16 protein-coding genes are annotated in these 17,770 nt (G+C 29.8%); 1 reads left to right on the top strand and 15 read right to left on the bottom strand.

Annotated features, from left to right (window positions below; all coding sequences use genetic code 11):
- Positions 1-72 precede the first annotated feature (72 nt).
- A complete protein-coding gene (locus tag G507_RS0102345; protein ID WP_035665408.1) occupies positions 73-1,197 on the top strand; it encodes a cysteine desulfurase family protein in 1,125 nt (374 codons plus the stop codon).
- Positions 1,198-1,299: 102 nt separating this feature from the next.
- Here the strand turns inward: G507_RS0102345 and G507_RS0102340 are convergent, their stop codons facing one another.
- From G507_RS0102340 to truA, 15 genes are all read right to left on the bottom strand, one after another.
- Entirely contained in the window at positions 1,300-1,896 is a 597-nt protein-coding gene (locus tag G507_RS0102340; protein WP_026715977.1) for an N-acetylmuramoyl-L-alanine amidase family protein, read from the bottom strand.
- A 106-nt stretch (positions 1,897-2,002) separates the two neighbouring features.
- The gene (locus tag G507_RS0102335; RefSeq protein WP_026715976.1) at positions 2,003-2,908 is read right to left on the bottom strand and encodes a hypothetical protein; all 906 of its coding nucleotides are present in this window, start codon (positions 2,906-2,908) and stop codon (positions 2,003-2,005) included.
- A gap of 181 nt (positions 2,909-3,089) precedes the next feature.
- A complete protein-coding gene (locus tag G507_RS17465; protein ID WP_084518913.1) occupies positions 3,090-3,443 on the bottom strand; it encodes a helix-turn-helix domain-containing protein in 354 nt (117 codons plus the stop codon).
- Positions 3,444-4,166: 723 nt separating this feature from the next.
- Positions 4,167-5,030: a leucine-rich repeat domain-containing protein gene (locus tag G507_RS17210; RefSeq protein WP_051191455.1), complete on the bottom strand. Its 864-nt coding sequence runs from the start codon at positions 5,028-5,030 to the stop codon at positions 4,167-4,169.
- A gap of 190 nt (positions 5,031-5,220) precedes the next feature.
- Entirely contained in the window at positions 5,221-5,841 is a 621-nt protein-coding gene (locus G507_RS0102325) for a porin family protein (protein ID WP_026715975.1), read from the bottom strand.
- A 133-nt stretch (positions 5,842-5,974) separates the two neighbouring features.
- Entirely contained in the window at positions 5,975-7,405 is a 1,431-nt protein-coding gene (locus tag G507_RS0102320) for a hypothetical protein (protein ID WP_026715974.1), read from the bottom strand.
- A gap of 229 nt (positions 7,406-7,634) precedes the next feature.
- Positions 7,635-8,204 (bottom strand): superoxide dismutase family protein, encoded by a 570-nt coding sequence (locus tag G507_RS0102315; protein WP_026715973.1) that lies wholly within the window; start codon positions 8,202-8,204, stop codon positions 7,635-7,637.
- A gap of 149 nt (positions 8,205-8,353) precedes the next feature.
- Positions 8,354-8,878 carry a hypothetical protein gene (locus G507_RS0102310; protein WP_157496464.1) on the bottom strand — a complete coding sequence of 175 codons (525 nt, stop codon included), beginning with the start codon at positions 8,876-8,878 and terminating at the stop codon, positions 8,354-8,356.
- Between the two features lie 88 nt (positions 8,879-8,966).
- Entirely contained in the window at positions 8,967-10,265 is a 1,299-nt protein-coding gene (locus G507_RS16275; RefSeq protein WP_051191454.1) for an NAD(P)/FAD-dependent oxidoreductase, read from the bottom strand.
- Between the two features lie 188 nt (positions 10,266-10,453).
- Positions 10,454-11,125: a hypothetical protein gene (locus tag G507_RS0102300; protein ID WP_026715971.1), complete on the bottom strand. Its 672-nt coding sequence runs from the start codon at positions 11,123-11,125 to the stop codon at positions 10,454-10,456.
- A gap of 27 nt (positions 11,126-11,152) precedes the next feature.
- The gene (locus tag G507_RS0102295; RefSeq protein WP_157496463.1) at positions 11,153-12,316 is read right to left on the bottom strand and encodes a hypothetical protein; all 1,164 of its coding nucleotides are present in this window, start codon (positions 12,314-12,316) and stop codon (positions 11,153-11,155) included.
- A 73-nt stretch (positions 12,317-12,389) separates the two neighbouring features.
- Positions 12,390-13,517 carry a hypothetical protein gene (locus tag G507_RS0102290; RefSeq protein ID WP_026715969.1) on the bottom strand — a complete coding sequence of 376 codons (1,128 nt, stop codon included), beginning with the start codon at positions 13,515-13,517 and terminating at the stop codon, positions 12,390-12,392.
- An 81-nt stretch (positions 13,518-13,598) separates the two neighbouring features.
- The gene (gene lpdA, locus G507_RS0102285) at positions 13,599-14,987 is read right to left on the bottom strand and encodes a dihydrolipoyl dehydrogenase (protein WP_035665404.1); all 1,389 of its coding nucleotides are present in this window, start codon (positions 14,985-14,987) and stop codon (positions 13,599-13,601) included.
- 210 nt (positions 14,988-15,197) lie between these two features.
- Entirely contained in the window at positions 15,198-16,952 is a 1,755-nt protein-coding gene (locus tag G507_RS0102280) for an ABC transporter ATP-binding protein (RefSeq protein WP_026715967.1), read from the bottom strand.
- A gap of 65 nt (positions 16,953-17,017) precedes the next feature.
- Positions 17,018-17,761 (bottom strand): tRNA pseudouridine(38-40) synthase TruA, encoded by a 744-nt coding sequence (truA, locus tag G507_RS0102275; protein WP_026715966.1) that lies wholly within the window; start codon positions 17,759-17,761, stop codon positions 17,018-17,020.
- Positions 17,762-17,770: the final 9 nt, after the last annotated feature.

Raw genomic sequence — 17,770 nt, 5'->3', positions numbered from 1 at the left:
GCTAAAGTTGGAATTTGGAATTTCATTTTTGGAATTTCTTATTTGTATCTTTGCTTAAATTATTAAAATCGAATGTCAAAACGTATATATTTAGATAGTGCTGCTACTTCATCAGTACATCCAGAAGTTATTAAAGCAATGATTGAAGTATTGCAAAACGATTACGGAAACCCATCTTCAACACACAGCTTTGGTAGAAGTGCTAAAACTTTAGTTGAAACGGCTAGAAAAAGCATTGCAAAACACTTAAATTGTTCGGCTCAAGAAATTATTTTTACGAGTAACGGAACAGAAGCAACCAACTGGATTCTAACTTCTTTGGTAAAAACACAACAAGTTAAACGTATCATTACTTCTAAGATTGAACATCATGCTACTTTATACACTGTTTTAGCGCTTGAAAAAGAATTTGGTATACAAGTTGACTTTGTTTCAATTTTGCCTTCTGGTGCGATTGATATGAAGCATTTGGAAGAACTTTTAAAACAAGATATTCCAACGTTGGTTACCTTGATGCATGTGAATAATGAAATAGGAACGGTTTTAGACTTAGAAAAAGTATGTGCTTTATGTCAAGAAAATAAAGCTTTGTTTCATTGTGATACGGTTCAATCTATTGGGAAAGAACTTCTTGATTTAGCTAAATATCCTATTGATTTTATCGTAGCAAGTGCCCATAAGTTTCACGGACCAAAAGGAGTTGGGTTTACGTTTATTAGAAAAACGGCTTCCATAACACCTTTTACCCATGGTGGTTCTCAAGAAAAAGGATTGCGTTCTGGTACTGAAGCGGTTCATCAAATTGCTGGAATGTCTAAGGCTTTGGATTTGTGTATTGAAAACTTAGAAACTGATAAAAAACACATTAGTGCTTTAAAAGCCTATTGTTTAGAGCAATTGAAATCCAATTTTGAAGGATTAAAAGTAAATGGTGAAGCTACTTTCTATAACATAGTCAATGTGCTGTTGCCCTTTTCGGAAGAGAAGACGGCTATGATCTTGTTTAATTTGGACATGAAAGGTATTGCAGTTTCGAGAGGAAGTGCTTGTCAGAGTGGAAGTATTAAGCCTTCTCATGTGTTGGCTGAGATTTTAGCAGATGAGGATATTAAGAAACCTTCTTTGCGAATTTCTTTTTGTCATGATAATACCAAAGAAGATATTGATGCTTTAATTGATGGGTTGAGTGGGATTTAGAAATTAGAATTTAGAAGGCAGAAGTTGATATAAAAAAAGCACAGGTGAAATTATACTTTCTCTGTGCTTTTTCCTTTTAAATTCAATTGTTATGGCTAATGGTTATTGAATGCTTTTTATAATATTTGTTGCGATTTCGTTTTGACCTTCTTCGCTGGTGATGTATTTTCTATCGTTTTCGTTTGAAATGAATCCTAGTTCTAAGGATATTGCTGGACAATTGGATTTTTTTAAGATTGTAAAGTTGGCTTGTTTTACACCTCTTGATTGTAGCTTGTCATTTGCTATGGCTTCAATAAGTTTTCTAGCTTGTTCTTTTGAAGCTTCGTGGTGCGAATTGTTTTCTGATACATAAGCTTCTATTCCAGAAGTGTCTGTTTTGGCGTTAGCATTTATGTGTAATGAAATTACCAAATCTGGGTTTAGTTCGTTGATTTTGTTGACTCTGTCTGTTAATGAGATGAAGTTGTCTGTGTCTCTCAGTAAAACGATTTTCACTGTTGAAGGATCGTTTTTCTCGAAAATCTTTTTTGATATTTGTGCTACGATGTCTTTTTCATTCCATTTTGTGTAAGTTGTTCCTTGGTCGTGTCCTCCGTGACCAGCATCTATTACTACTAATTTTTTGTTGTTTGGAGTTGTGAAGGATACTAAAGATATAAATAAACATAAACTAAGAAATGCTAGTACTTTTTTCATGAGATTTGGTTTTTAGGTTTGAGGTTTAATTTATAACGAAAAATTAGAAAATATATTTTAATTTGATTGTGAACTAATTTTTCTCTGATTGGTTTTTTAAAAGAAATTAATAATACTCATTTTCGGGTAAGGTGTCTTTTTCATATTTGTTGTGAATTACTATAATTGCTAATCCAAAAAGAACAGCAACAACAATTAATACAGTGCTAATCAATCCGGATACACCAAACGACATTCTTATTAAAATGGTTGAAATGATAAAACCTGAATTTCTTATAATTTTATGAAATTCGTCCGTATAAAAGAAAGAAATTAAAAGTAACACAACGTCTACAAGGATTAATATTGTGAAAAATTGATCAAAAAACAAGTTGTTTATGCTTTCAAGTGTTGGCAAGCTTTTAGAGCTAATGGAAATTTCAGTAAACCAATTTATCAGCGTATATAATGCCATGAAGAAAAACAAAGGCACTAAAATTATTGCAATTAACTTTTTCTTTGCAACAAATTTTTCAATAAAAGGTTTGTTTTCTTTACCTTGATTATATTTCAGTCTACCTTGTTTTTGAAAAAGAAATATTAAATAAAACAGTAAAAGTGAAGCCACTAAGTCGTAAGTAAATTGCAAATCTCCTTTTATTTCAAACCAATTTGCTGTTAACTCTAAAGCAGATAAATCTTTGAACAGCTTTCGAATAATAATCAGTGTTATAATCTCATATTGCTTTGTTATATAAGTTGTAAAGGATTTTGGAAGATAATAAATTAAGAGATAAACTTCATAAATAAGAATAAAGGAAAATGGAGTATAAACGGCAGAAATAGGATTTTTTAATAATTCTGAATTCGATCCAAAATCAACTATATCTAATTTAATAAAATAGATTATGGCTAAATGTATAAAAAAGCTAACTATTGCGATTTGCAGAATAATTTTTTCCGTTTTCTCTCGGGTTTTCTCCGAAAGAAATTTTTCATGAAGTAAAGAAATAAGTTTATTCATACTCATCATTTTATGTACATAAAATTAATACTAATGACATAAAAGTATAACTATTTTTTTTAAAAGCAGAAACTAATTTTAAAAAAGGGAAATGTTACTAGTAAAAATGCCAATTTTACTCTTATAGTATTGAACCAAAATTACTTGTAGGGAAGGTTTGGACTGATTCTGTTTTTTTCTCCTATAGTTTTTAGGGATTTTTGATTTGGTTGTTGATTTGACTTGTGATTTGTTTTAGTTGTTTGTAGGGCATTGTGGCTAGGGTTTGGTTGATGCCTTTTTGGTTTTCGGTTTGCTTTAGGTTGTTTAGTGGGTGTTCTTTTGGAAGTTGTTGGTCTTTATAGTGGCTGTAAAGCAATAGGTCGTTTGGTTCGCAAACTAAGATGGTGCATAGCTTTTCTATGTGGTCTAAGCGAAAACTTCTGGTGGTGCCGTTTAACAGTAGGTTTGCTGTGTGGTAATTGAAGCCTGATTTTACTAAAAAGGAATAAGGTCTTTCTATGCCGCGGGCTTGAAATATGGGTTTTAGGTTGAGTGTTAGCATAATAAGGTTGTGTTTTTTTGTGATACTTATGTTAAAAGTATAAAATATTTTGTAAAAAGTGGAATATTTTTTTAAATAATTTAAAATGAAGGTGTGAACTTCTAAAAGTAAGTTAAAAGATTTTAAAAGTAGGTTGTAAGAATTTAAAACAAGGATGTAAGAACTCTAAACAAGTATGTGAAAACTCTAAACAAGGATGTAAGAACTTTAAATGACTATGTAAAAACTTAAAACAAGGTTGTAACAACTATAAAAAAGGTTGTAACAACTATAAAAAAGGATGTAAAAACTTAAAACAAGGATGTAATATTCTAAAATGCAGTTGTGAACTATTTAAATGAAAGTATAATATTCTGAAAGTATATTACAATAAGCATAAAATATATTGTAAAAAAGTGGATGTGCTTGTGGATTATTTTTTAAAGAAAATAGTTTTTAGCGTTTGACTGTTGTTTATTGTGTTTGAAACTTCGGTATTGGGACTATTTGCAGCTACTTTTTTATAGTGCTGGCATAAAAAAAGTAGGGTTATACCTGTTAGGAGTAGGAGTGTGCTTTTTTTCATTTTTGTTTTGGGGTTGTTTTGTGGAACGTCTTGTGGCTTTGCGAGGTTGCGAGCTTCGGAACTGTGTATTTTCTGCTAAGATAAAATTTCTTGCGAAAGAAATACGTGAATTTAGCACTTATTTCGCAATCTCGCAAAACCGCTGTTGTGCGACGTTTTTATACATTTTCAAAATCTTTTCTTTTCAAAATATGATGTTTTCGGTCTTGAAAATTTAATTCCTTTAAGTTTTTATATTCTTTCCAATAACTATTGTCACTTTCCAATATTTTTAAATTATAAACATTTAATTTTTCAAGTTTTTTTAAGCTATCTAAAATTATTCTCAAGCTTTCTATTTCGTAACTACTAAAAAAGTTCAAGTCTTTAACATTGGGAAAAAGTTTAATTATTTTTTCTATTCTAATTTCCTTACAACTTTCAATATGAAGTATTTCAACATTTGGGAATGTACAAGTTAAATTATTAAAGGATAAAAATCTATTAGCGATAAAAACCATTTCTTTAATTTTTTGTAAATTTTCAATACCATTAATACTTTTGATATTACTTTGTATTATTCTCAATTCGGTTAATGAAGTTAAACTATTAAATTCTGTTAAGTTTTGATTTTTGGGTTTGTATTGCCACAAACTCAATTCTTTGATTTTTTTAAGTTCAGATAAATTTGTGCTACTTTTGTTCCATTCATATCTTAATATTTCAAGATTGGGAAAATTAGAGAAATTATAAATAAACTCATTTCGATTGTCTAATTCAATTAAATTTTCTAATTGATAAAAAGATTCGACGTTCAAGTCTTTATGTGGTTTTGAATGTATAAGAAGTTTAGTTGGATTAATTTGTTTAATCACACTAAAATCAGTAAATTTTTCATAATAACATCTTAACTCTTGGAAATCGATAATTAATGTTGCATCAGAATTTTCATTGAAATATTCTATTATTTTAGGGATAACGTTAGGAAAAAAACCTACCCGTTTCATTTTTATATTATAAATTGTTAATTCATTTTTCGACATAAGTTTCTTATTTATAACGATTTGCGTAAAATGTCGCACAACTCGTATATATACGAAAGTCCTATTTTTAATTAATGTAAATATATAAAAAGAAAAGTAAGATTTTTACGGTTTTCAGTAATTGGTATAAAAAAGTGTAAAAAAAAATCCCCAACGTTATTTGTTGGGGATTAAGATTTTGTAGTAACGATTATAAACTAAACAGTACACCAACATTGAAACTGCTTCTTCCGTTTCTAATAGCTTCACCTGCATTTTCTTCAAAAATATCTGAGAAACCAGATTGTGCGTCATATTCAATAAATAGCTTAATGTTTTCTGCTACTTCAATTTTATGTCCAATTCCAAAAGCTGCCCCAAAGTCAGTGCTTTTAAACCCATCTTTTAAGTCTAAACCTAATTCTGAATCTTTGGCACTCATTAAAAATCCAGCGTATGGACCAAAGTTTAAATACCAATTTCTGTTAGATCCAAAATGCCAATTAGCCATTACGGGAACGGTTAAGTAGTTTAGTTTAAAATCTGTTATTGTAACCATATTGTTTTGGTCTAAAATGTAACCATCTGCCCAACCTTTGGTGTCATAGATTAATTTAGCTTTTACGCCCCATCTATCCGAAAAATAGTATTCACCTGAAGCTCCAACGTTGATTGAAGTTTTAGAAGAGGCATTGTCTTGTCCGTCTATTGTTGATACATTTGAAATATTTACACCCAATCCAAGTCCTACTTCAAAATTTCCGCCATCTTGTGCATTAGCTGAAAGTAGTCCAAAAATTCCAAATGCAGCACTAAGTAATTGTTTCTTCATAAAGTTGTTTTTAATTTAATTTTAATGTTGGTTGTAAATATATAAAAAGAAAAGTAAGAGTTTTACGGTTTCCCGTAATTGGCGTAAAAAAGTGTAAAAAATCCCCAAAGTTGTTTGTTGGGGATTTTGGTTTTTAATTTAAAGGAATTTTAATGGCCGAAATAAAATAGTCTGGATTATCAGTTCCGAATGCCATAAAAATGTAGAGCGTTTGGTTTTTTATAATGGGAGAAGCAAATGCTCCAAGATGATCCCAAGCCCAATTGTATATGGGGTATTTGTGGCGAAGTTCTACAGGGTTTATTAATAAAGGGCTTCTGGAGTCGTGGTTCCAATTGGTTCCATTCCAATTCATTAAACCGTATTCTCTATTTCTTGAGGTTAAGAAGCTAGAAAACACTTCTTCACTTCCTAAAAGGATGTGTAATTTTGAATTGAATGTTATGTAGGTTGCATCGTCTGCTTTTCCTTTTAAATATCCGCTACTGTTTGTGCCTTTGTGAATTATATTTGAGGATATGATGCTACTATTATTGTCTAAAGCATTTAATAAATCGGTTGCAAATACTTCATGAATTTCTCTTTCTACTGCATTTGTATTTCTTTTGTGAAAAAGAATTCTATATTTATTTTCGAATTTTGTAAGTGCTAGTGGGAAGCTGTTTTGGTTTAGTCCATTCCAACCTGGTATCATAATCTCTTTTGGTTGTTGTATTATATTTAGGTTTTCATCAATTATCATGTAAGCCGAAGTGTAGCTGTTATTGGGTTGTTGAACGCCTAATAAAACGAGATAATTGCCATTGTCTAATTTGTAAGGATTGTCTGTTGAGAAAACGTTTCCATTTGTTTTTGCAAACGGTATCATATCAGTACTTAGAATTTTAGTATTATGAAACGTCCAATCTTCTAAGTTGTTGCTTGTTGCAAAATAGATACTTCTTGAGTCATGAAACCCAAAAACTACAGGAGTTAAAAGGACATAAGTACCGTCTGTTTTTTCAATAATTCCACCAGGTTGTATGTAATTAAAAACGCCTTCGGTAACACTAGTAGGGTAGGGATTGAATAAAGGACGGTTATTAATGATGTTGTAGTTTATGAAAGGGTTAAAGAATTCTATGCTTTGCCCGATATTATTATTTAAACTACCTAAATATGTGTTTCCTAAAGTAATCCAACCTGTTGTTATATCTATGCTTTGTATTTCGACTAAGTTTGAAGCTTCCATACCTTGAGCTACAAACCAACTTTGACCACCGCTGGCTTGTATAGTTAAGTTTGTTAGATTGGTATAGTTTGTTTTGATTCTATTATTGGTTGGATCGTATTCAGTAATCCTAATAGGATTAAGTCTGTTAATATTGCTTTCGTTGTCTGAAATTAAAGCATTAGAAAAAAAGGAGTTAAGACTACCTGCAGGAAATACTTCTTCAGAACCTATTTCAGGCTCTATTTCAGGTGAAGTTTCAATTTCGGGCGGATTATTCTCAGTGTTTATTAAATCATCATTTCTACATGAAGTGATGAATAAAAGAATAAAGAGTACTAGTATTTTTTTCATTTATGATTTTAAAGCCAAGTTTTAAACTTTTTGCTATTTAATTATGGCTTTAATTTTTATTTAAGGAATTTAAAATCTTTATATTTTTGGTAAATATAAAAAGAAGGTGAGAAACTTTATGAGTTTATTTGAAATAGTGCAAAAAAAATCCCCAACGTTACTAGTTGAAGATTTTTTTAATTTGATAGTTTTTACTTATAATATTCTTTATAAGCAATACTGCTTTAAATTATTTATTTTCTAAAGCAATTTCTCCACATCCAATTCTATCTCCAGCGTTTCCACTTGGCTGAGATTTCATATCATCTATATCTTTGTGAACAACAATTGATTTTCCGACTATGTTTTTGGTTTCATCTTCACAACTTATGCACCATAAATCGGTTTCTTTGGTGATGGTTGCAATTCCGTTTTCATCTGCGACTAGGTTTCCTATGTCTCCTTTATGAAACGCTTTATGTTCCCAAGCTCCATGGTCTTCTTTTGTTGGATTCCAATGTCCACCTGCTGATGAGGCGTCGTCTGCACTACAATCCCCATTTTCGTGAATATGTATGGCATGTGGGCCAGGAGTTAATCCTGATAAATTTGCATTCATTATTACTATACCGTTATTTTCAGTGAAGGTTACTGTACCTGACACAGCGCTATTACTTTTGGCTGAAATTAGGGCAGTGGCCGTAATTGATTTTTCTGCAGGAACAACTTCTGTCTCGTTATTTGTATCTGTTTGTTTTACTGTTTCTTTACATCCTACAAGTACAACACAAAGAGTTGCAATAATAAAAATTTTTTTCATAATTAGTCTTTTTTAGTTTATTAATACTTTTGATGCTAATTTACTGTTTTTTAATCAGTTGTGTGTTATAAAATACCCATGTTGAATTTATATATTTAACATGTTTGAGGTTTTAATTTTATTAACGCTTCAGTTTAAATGCTTCAATATCATTGATAATTCAGGAAATGGTTATTAATATTAAATATAATTCCCATTTGATGATTGCCAATTGTTTGAGTAAAAGGGTTGTTATTTGTTGATATATTATAACCATAAAATATATTTGCATCACCAAATATTCCAAGACCAATTTTTGGGGTTATAACAACATCTTTTTTCATAAAATCGGTTTGATATTTTAGCTCTAAACCTAAGTTTAATAAAAAAGCATTTGCTTCATAGCCCACTTTTAATCCATATATATTATGCTCTTTATTTGGAGTCCATTCAAGAGCACTATAGAAGTCATTTGAGAAAAAACCAGTGTCACCATAAGTACATTTGTGCAATGCTAAACCTAATTCGGAGTAAAAAGCTTTTTGAAATCCAACTCCAACTCGAATTGAAATTTGTTTTTCTGTCGTAAATTGCTTGAGTCTATAGATTTTGGGTAAACTATCTTTTGGTAACTCTTGTCCTGCCATTCCAAAAAAGCTACAAACAAGAAGAATTAAGAAGTTTTTTTTTATCATTTTTAAAGATTTATTTGCTTCTTAGGGATAAAGATATTTAATTTTTTGAATGCCATTTATAATAAATTAATTAAAATTAAATAATAATTTAAGAGTGATCATTCTCCATTTCTATGTCATGTAGTATCGGTTTTTCATTTGGTTTGATTATCATTCTAAAGTATTGATCTTTGTAAATATAATAGCCTATCCAATTGACAAAGGTGCGAAGTCTATTTTTGAAGTTTACTAATCCCATGATGTGTACAAAAAGCCAAATTAGCCATGCTAAAAATCCTTTTATGAAGTATTTTTCTTTAGGTAAATCGAAAACGGCTTTGTTTCTTCCAATAATAGCTAAAGAACCTTTGTTGGTATATTTAAAAGGTTTCCAATTTTTATAATCTTTATCTAAATTACTAGCTAAGTTGTCGGCTTGCTGAATAGCAGGTTGAGCCAATTGAGGATGACCTTCGGAATAATTTTGATCTCCAGAAAGAAGGGCACAATCTCCTAAGGCATAAATATTTTCATAGCCTTCTACTAGATTGAAAGCGTTTGTTTTTAGTCTTTTTCCTTTTCCATAGGATGATTTTTCGAAACCTTCAAACGTTTTGGCTGATACACCAGCTGCCCAAATTAAGTTTCTAGATTCAATTTTACTACCATCAGAAAGTTCAACGATATCTTTATTGAAATCTTTTACTAAGCAATTCAGTTTAATTTCTACACCAAGTTCTTTTAGTTTTTTATATGTGTATTCTTGTGATTTTTTAGACATTACATTTAGGACTGTTGGCATTCCGTCAACTAAATAGATTTTTAGAATGTCTTTACCTGTTAGTTCTGGATAATCTTTTTTTATTATGGATGCATTCATTTCGGAAAGTACGCCCGAAAGTTCTACACCTGTTGGTCCAGCACCTGCAATTACGAAGGTTAACATTTTTTGTCTTTCGGCTTCGCTTGGTAATCTTGTAGCACGGTCTAAACGTGTTAGAATTGTATTTCGTAAGGTAAGGGCATCGCTTATAGTTTTCATGGGTAAACTATAGGCTTCGATGTTTTTGTTGCCAAAATAATTGCTTTCTGTTCCAGTGGCCATGACTAAAATGTCATAGTTTAATTCACCGTTACTCAGTATTATTTTATTTTCATTAGGAACTACTTTTTCTAGGCTACCTAATCTAAATCTTGTGTTTTTACTATGTCTAAGTATTTTTCTGAAAGGATAGCTTATGGCAGAAGGTTCCATTAGTCCTGTAGAAACTTGATATATTAATGGCGGAAAGAAGTTATAGTTGTTGGCATCGACTAATATGGTGTTGTATTTTTCGGAATTCCCTATTTTTCTTATGAACTCTAAACCTGCAAATCCACCACCGACGATTACTACTGTCTTTTTCATTGTATGTTAATTATACAGTAAAGTTACATTTTTTTGAGATAGTATTGTTTTTGAAAGTCTTAATATTTTGTTAGCGTTTTTAATTAAATAGTTATGTTTATTAAAAAATGAAATCTGAATTAATTACTTTATTTTCAAAATAATAAAAACTACATTTTTTTCTTAAAGGCTACGTTTCAAGATTTTTTTTAAATTTTCACACTATTATTTAAAGAGATTAATAGTTCGCCTGTAACGTCATAACGATAATTCTTGGGAGGTTTATCTTTTTCGTAATCGTAATTTATGGTTGCAATTTGTAGTGTTTCGTTGTTTTCGAAATGTAGAATAACTTCAACAATTTTAGATACTTTTTCTAATTTCATTGTGTAATCAATAACTTCATTGAAATCTAAAGTTTTAAATTTTACTTCAACTACTTTTTTTCCAATTAGGTTGGACAGTTTTTTAGTTTCTTCAATATTTATTTCTTCTTCATTTTCATTATCGTATAGTTCTGTGAATGGAGTAGCTTGAAACATATTATATTCATGTTCAGATGAAAAACCGATTGAGAAGAAACCTTTGTTGAATTTGAATTCAATGCCTTCAAAAATGAATAAATTTTCACTTTCTTCATGATAATAGAAATCATTTACTTGAAATATTTTTAAATCCATCAATTTACCTGATAAAAAAATGGATTCAAATTCTTTAAGTAAGTCTTGATTTATTTGAGGTGCATTAAATTCTAAATGAATTTCTTCATCAAATCGTTTTTTAATTTCTTCTTTGTATATTTTATCTTCTTTATAAGCACTTTTAAAAAAAAGGACAAAAATTACTATAGATATAGCAATTACTATTTGATATGTTTCCATTTTTAAATTTTGATACTATTTTACGTATTAATAATATGCTATTTCTCTTGTCCATTTATATAAATCAACTCCGTCAACATTTTTAATGATTTCAATCCAATTGTTTTTTGCATCATATTTATAGGAAAAAGTTGATTTGCTCTTTTTCATCCCATTTACTTTAAATTTATCGTCATACGATTCATCTGTATATTCTAAGGATATTATTTTATTGTTTTTGTATTTATATTTTTCAATAATTCTAGGATTAAAGTTTTTATCATTGCAAACATTATATTCAACTAGTCTATTTTGTTTGTCATATTTATAATTAAAAAAGATTGATGTTCCACCATTTTCACTTTTTCTTTTAAAACTAATTAAATTATCATTTTTATAAGTATAAATTTCTTGATAGATCAATTTTGGTTTTTCATAGTTATCCTCTTTTGAGAAAGAATAATGAAGAGAATTTATTAAGCGATTTTTTTTGTCATATACATTGGCTAAATCTTTATGAACTTTACCAATTGAATCTTGAATTCCATGACTCCATGAATTTTCACCATGTTTTTTATAGGACATTGGATCTTTATGTATCCTTGAAGATAGTTTTCCTAATGAATTATAATTATAAATATACTCATCTATATAACCATTATCGTCAATGTTTTTTGATCTAGTTAATTTATTGTCTTTATGAAAATAGATTAAATGTTTAAAGTGATTATTATCTGAGCTTTGAGAAATTATATTTTCAATAGTAATGTTTCCATAATCTTGGTAATAGGAATTTTTTGTTCGCACAGAAAAATCAGTAGAATCGATTTCAGTTAGTACTCTATTTTTATTATCATACTTATATTTATATAAATACATAAACTCATTTTGTTTATCATACCAAAAGTCTTTTATAACATTTCTTTTTTCATCAAAATGACGTTCATAATTAATATAATAACAAAAATCAGATGAGAACCAAGTTTTATAGAATCTTGAGGTTGTAGCTGCTGGTCCCATAAAGCCTGAATGTCCATAATCATCATAATATAGCATTTGTGGATTTTCAACTTTTGTAAGGAAAACAACTTTTTCACGTATTTTCTTTATATTTCCATAGATAGTATCTTTCAGTATTTCTTTAGGTATTTCCTGTGAATTACTAATTGATGGAATAATTAATAGTAACAAAATGAAGGTGTAAAATTTCATAGTAATATTTTGGTACATCAATATAAAAAAAATCCCCAACAAAACTGTTGGGGATTTCTATATAATTTATGTTTTAATAATATGCTATTTCTCGGGTTCTTTTAGACTTCTCTTTTCCGTTAACAATCTTGATAATTTCTATCCAATTATTGTTGTAATCGTATTTATATTTATAATCAATTTTTTGAATAGTAGTTTTGCCTTTGTCTTTTGAAATAAGTTGGAGTGAAGTAATTTGATTTTTTTTATAGAAATACTTTTTAATTTTAACCGATTCTGAAATAGTATCGCTACAACAATGATATTCAATTATTCTATTTTTTTTATCATAAACATAAATAAAGGAGGAAGAGTTTCCTGTTTCATAAATTGTTTTCACACTAGTTTTATTGTCATCATAAGTGTATAAAAGTTGATTTAATAAAATTGGTTTTTCATAATTATTTTTTATTGAATAATCATAATCTAACCTTTTTAAAAGTCTGTTTTTATCGTCATATTCATAAACTGAACTTTTATATACGTTGGGAATAGTGTCTTGAACTCCATAAGACCAACCTCCATTTTTATTTTTTTTCCAAGTTTCTGGATTTTTTAATGTAGTATATTTTAATTTTCCGTTTTGATTGTAATCATTGATGAATTCTGTAATATTTCCGTATTCATCAATTAGTTTTATTCTTATGACTTTATTGTCTTTATGCTGTTTTATTGTATGGTCAAAATAGTTTGACTCTAAATTTAAAGAAATTATATTTTCATTTGTATAGTTATCAAAATCGTTATAATAATGTTTTTTTCTGTATACAGAATTTTCAAATGAGTCAATTTCAACAGTTACTCTGTTTTTTTCATCATATTTATAAGATGTTGACCTATAAAAATCATCTTTTTTTACAAACCAAGTGTATTTTGACATTTTACCTTTTTCATTGTAATAACATTCATAATTTTCATAGTCAGTATGACTGCCAGAATAGGAGCCATCGTAAATGTTTAGGTTTAAAGTATTAGGAATTAAAATCATTGAGTCTCTATACTCATCTATTTCTATTTGTTTAGGATTGTCTTTATCACTCATATCGAAAACTTTCTCTCGTACACGCTTAATCTTTCCGTAAATGGAATCAATATTTATAACTTGTGAGTTAACTGTGAAAATTGATAAAAGGTAAAGAAGAATAAAAAAAGAAAATTTCATAGTAATATTTTGATACAGCAATATAAAAAAAATCCTCAACAAAACTGTCAAGGATTTCTATATTTCTGAATTCTAAATTTCTTATAAGTGAATCACTTCTCCATAAGCATCAGCTACAGCTTCCATAACTGCTTCACTCATTGTAGGGTGAGGGTGAACTGCTTTTAATATTTCGTGTCCAGTTGTTTCTAGTTTACGCGCTACAACTGCTTCTGCAATCATATCGGTAACACCAGCACCAATCATATGACAACCTAACCATTCACCATATTTTGCATCAAAAATCACTTTTACAAAACCATCTTTTGTTCCGGCAGCACTTGCTTTTCCTGAAGCAGAAAATGGAAATTTACCAATTTTTAATTCGTAACCTTTTTCTTTAGCTTGTTTTTCAGTTAAACCTACAGAAGCAATTTCTGGAGTTGCATAAGTACAACCTGGAATGTTTCCGTAATCTAATGGATCAACGTGTAAACCTGCTAATTTTTCAACTAATAAAATACCTTCAGCAGAAGCAACGTGCGCTAAAGCTTGACCTGGAGTTACATCACCAATTGCAAAATAACCTGGGATATTTGTTTGGTAGAAATCGTTTACTAAGATTTTATCTTTGTCAGTAGCGATTCCAACTTCTTCTAATCCGATGTTTTCAATATTTGTTTTGATTCCAACTGCAGAAAGTAAAATATCAGCTTCTAAAACCTCTTCTCCTTTTGCTGTTTTTACATAAGCTTTCACTCCGTTTCCAGAAGTATCAATTCGTTCCACAGAAGAGTTTGTCATGATTTTTACACCAGCTTTCTTCATAGAACGTTCCATTTGTTTTGAGATATCCTCATCTTCAACTGGAACGATATTTGGCATGAATTCTACAACAGTTACATCTGTACCCATTGCATTATAGAAATGAGCAAACTCAACACCAATTGCACCTGAACCTACAACAATCATAGATTTTGGTTGTTCTGGTAAAGTCATTGCTTGTCTATATCCTATTACTTTTTTACCATCTTGAGGCAAGTTAGGCAATTCACGAGAACGTGCACCTGTTGCGATTACGATATTGTCAGCACTATATTCAGTAGTTTTTCCGTCTTTATCTGTTACATCTACTTTTTTTCCAGCTTTTAGCTTTCCAAAACCATATATAACGTCAATTTTATTTTTCTTCATCAAGAATTGAACACCTTTGCTCATCCCATCAGCTACATCTCTAGAGCGTTTTACAACAGCACTAAAGTCTTTATCAAAAGATTCAACTATTAAACCATAATCAGATGCATGTTTTAAATAATCAAATACTTGAGCCGATTTTAATAAAGCTTTAGTTGGAATACATCCCCAGTTAAGGCAAATTCCACCTAAATTTTCTTTTTCAATAATGGCAACTTTAAAGCCTAATTGTGAAGCTCTAATGGCAGTTACATATCCACCTGGACCACTACCTAAAACTATAATATCGTATTTCATTTTTTTAGTATTTATTTATTATTTGTAAAAAATGCAGTCGCAAAAGCTCGTGTCATAATGTGTTATTTCCTTGTTTGTAATAATGCTTGCGAAATTATGGAAATTATTTGTATCGTAAAAGTTTATGAGTTTAAATTGTTTAGAAGTTTATGAGTTTAGTATTTCTACATAGTTCAAATGAACAGTTAAAACTGATTACTGACCACTAAATTAAGCTACTTTCGTATCAAATTGCGCTTCATACAAATTCTTATAGAAGCCAGATTCTTGTGCTAATAATTCGCTATGAGTTCCTTGTTCTACTATTTTTCCTTTATCCATAACTATAATTTTATCAGCATTTATGATTGTGGCTAATCGGTGAGCAATTACTATAGATGTTCTTCCTTTAGTAATTTTTTCTGTTGCTGTTTGAATTAATTCTTCTGAATAAGTATCAACTGATGATGTTGCTTCATCTAAAATTAGAATACTTGGTTTACTTACATAAGCTCTTAAAAAAGCAATTAATTGTCTTTGTCCAGACGATAGCATTACACCACGCTCTTTTACATCATAATCATAACCATTTGGTAAACTCATGATGAAATCGTGTACACCAATTTGTTTGGCACAAGTTATTACGTATTCGCGAGTAATTTCTGGATTATATAGTGTGATGTTGTGATACACTGTATCAGCAAATAAGAATACATCTTGTAAAACTACAGCAATTTGTCTTCGCAAACTTTCTAAAGTAAAGTCTTTAATGTCAATGTTGTCAATCTTGATTTTACCTGAATCAATTTCGTAAAAACGATTTAGTAAATTTATGATAGTTGTTTTTCCAGCACCAGTACTTCCTACAATGGCAATGGTTTCCCCTGAATTGATTTCAAGATTTACACCTTTTAGGACTTCTTCATTTTCAATATAACTAAAACGAACATTTTCTAAATCAACTTTTCCAGCGAAGCTTGTTGCAACTTTTGTTCCTTTATTTTGAATTTGGCTGTCAGTTTCTAAGATTTCGAATACTCTTTCGGCAGCTATAATTCCCATTTGCATGACGTTGAATTTGTCGGCAATTTGACGCAGTGGATTGAATAACATGTTGATTAACATCGTGTAAGCGAATAAATCTCCAAAAGTAGTCATTCCGTTTCCATCTAATATGTTCATTCCACCGTACCAAACAATTGCACCTAAAGTTATAGAGGAAACGATATCGGCAATAGGGAAGAAGATCGAGTTGTATAAAATATTCTTTTGCCAAGCATTGTTATGTTTTTCATTAATTGCTTTGAATTTTTCAAACTCAATATCTTCACGGTTGAATAATTGTACGATTTTCATTCCAGTTAATCGTTCTTGTACAAAAGTATTTAGGTTGGAAACTTGTGTACGTACTTCATTAAAAGCGACACGCATTTTCTTTTGAAAGATGTTTGTTGCTATTATTAGAATTGGCATTGCTAGAAGCACTATTAAGGTCAATTTCCAGTTCATGTAAATCATGATTCCTAAAATGACTATCATCTTTAAAATGTCACTAACAATCATAAATAAACCTTGACTAAAAATACTTGCAATAGATTCAATGTCTGAAACAGAACGGGTTACTAGTTTTCCAACAGGTTCATTGTCAAAATACTTCATTTTAAAAGAAGCAATGTGATCGAAAAGTTTATTTCTAATGTCTTTTATTATGTCTTGTCCCAGCCAGTTTGCCCAGTAAGTAAAATAGAATTGAGCTGCAACCTCGAAAAGTAACACAACACCCATCAAAATAATATAATTTAAAAGTCCGGAATCATCATTTAAACTTATATATGAATCAACGGTTTGTTTTAATAAATATGGACGAGCAGCTGCGAATATGGACAAAAGCACGGCCCAGACTATAACCCAAATAAACCTTGATTGGTAAGGCTTTGCGTAAGCTAATACTTTTTTTAATGACTTGGTTTGTATTTTGTTTTTCATTTTATGCTGAACTTGTTTCAGTATCTTTATTATCCGATGGCTGAAACCAACGGCAATTAATTATTTTATTTATTTTCCAAAAAGGGGTAATCTACTTTAACTAAAAATAATCCATGCGCTGGAACTGAAAATCCAGCTTTTGAACGATTTTTACTTTCTATAATCTCTTTAAATTCTTCTAAACTTGTTTTTCCAGAACCAATATTAACCATAGTTCCTACGATTGCCCTTACCATATTGCGTAAAAATCTATCGGCTTTTATGGTAAAGATTAATTGGTTTCCGTTATGTTTCCAATTAGCTTCTGTAATTGTACAATTGAATGTAAATACTTCGGTATGCACTTTTGAAAAACACTCAAAATCAGTATGTTTAAATAATAATTGACAAGCTTTGTTCATTAAATTAACATTTAATGGCTGAAAACAATACCAACTTATATCTTCTAAAAATGCATCTTTAAAAGTGTGAATGTAATATTCATAAGTCCTTGCAGAAGCTTCAAAACGAGCATGAATATCTTCCTTGACCTCAAAAATATCATAAATTACGATATCTTTTGGTAAATAAGAGTTAAGTTTTGGTAACCAATAGGTTGTGTCTAATATATTTTCATAATCAAAATGAGCAAACATTTGCTTGGCATGAACACCAGAATCAGTTCTTCCTGCACCAACGATTTCAATAGATTTATCAATTAGCAACTGCAAAGCTTTTGTCAAAGTTTCTTGTACAGACGAAGCATTAGGCTGTGTTTGAAAACCATGATAATTTTTTCCGTTGTATGCGAATTCTATGAAATATCTCATTTTAGAGGT

Origin of the sequence: Flavobacterium gelidilacus DSM 15343 (genome assembly GCF_000422685.1) — a bacterium.
Lineage (GTDB): Bacteria > Bacteroidota > Bacteroidia > Flavobacteriales > Flavobacteriaceae > Flavobacterium > Flavobacterium gelidilacus.
The sequence above is the reverse complement of the archived record's forward strand: the minus strand, read 5'-3'. Positions and strand labels throughout refer to the sequence as shown.

Bases quoted from the DNA above. Each gene is read 5' to 3' on its own strand.
- G507_RS0102345 (WP_035665408.1), top strand. From the start codon at position 73: ATGTCAAAACGTATATATTTAGATAGTGCTGCTACTTCATCAGTACAT.
- G507_RS0102340 (WP_026715977.1), bottom strand. From the start codon at position 1,896: ATGAAAAAAGTACTAGCATTTCTTAGTTTATGTTTATTTATATCTTTA.
- G507_RS0102335 (WP_026715976.1), bottom strand. From the start codon at position 2,908: ATGATGAGTATGAATAAACTTATTTCTTTACTTCATGAAAAATTTCTT.
- G507_RS17465 (WP_084518913.1), bottom strand. From the start codon at position 3,443: ATGCTAACACTCAACCTAAAACCCATATTTCAAGCCCGCGGCATAGAA.
- G507_RS17210 (WP_051191455.1), bottom strand. From the start codon at position 5,030: ATGTCGAAAAATGAATTAACAATTTATAATATAAAAATGAAACGGGTA.
- G507_RS0102325 (WP_026715975.1), bottom strand. From the start codon at position 5,841: ATGAAGAAACAATTACTTAGTGCTGCATTTGGAATTTTTGGACTACTT.
- G507_RS0102320 (WP_026715974.1), bottom strand. From the start codon at position 7,405: ATGAAAAAAATACTAGTACTCTTTATTCTTTTATTCATCACTTCATGT.
- G507_RS0102315 (WP_026715973.1), bottom strand. From the start codon at position 8,204: ATGAAAAAAATTTTTATTATTGCAACTCTTTGTGTTGTACTTGTAGGA.
- G507_RS0102310 (WP_157496464.1), bottom strand. From the start codon at position 8,878: ATGATAAAAAAAAACTTCTTAATTCTTCTTGTTTGTAGCTTTTTTGGA.
- G507_RS16275 (WP_051191454.1), bottom strand. From the start codon at position 10,265: ATGAAAAAGACAGTAGTAATCGTCGGTGGTGGATTTGCAGGTTTAGAG.
- G507_RS0102300 (WP_026715971.1), bottom strand. From the start codon at position 11,125: ATGGAAACATATCAAATAGTAATTGCTATATCTATAGTAATTTTTGTC.
- G507_RS0102295 (WP_157496463.1), bottom strand. From the start codon at position 12,316: ATGAAATTTTACACCTTCATTTTGTTACTATTAATTATTCCATCAATT.
- G507_RS0102290 (WP_026715969.1), bottom strand. From the start codon at position 13,517: ATGAAATTTTCTTTTTTTATTCTTCTTTACCTTTTATCAATTTTCACA.
- lpdA (WP_035665404.1), bottom strand. From the start codon at position 14,987: ATGAAATACGATATTATAGTTTTAGGTAGTGGTCCAGGTGGATATGTA.
- G507_RS0102280 (WP_026715967.1), bottom strand. From the start codon at position 16,952: ATGAAAAACAAAATACAAACCAAGTCATTAAAAAAAGTATTAGCTTAC.
- truA (WP_026715966.1), bottom strand. From the start codon at position 17,761: ATGAGATATTTCATAGAATTCGCATACAACGGAAAAAATTATCATGGT.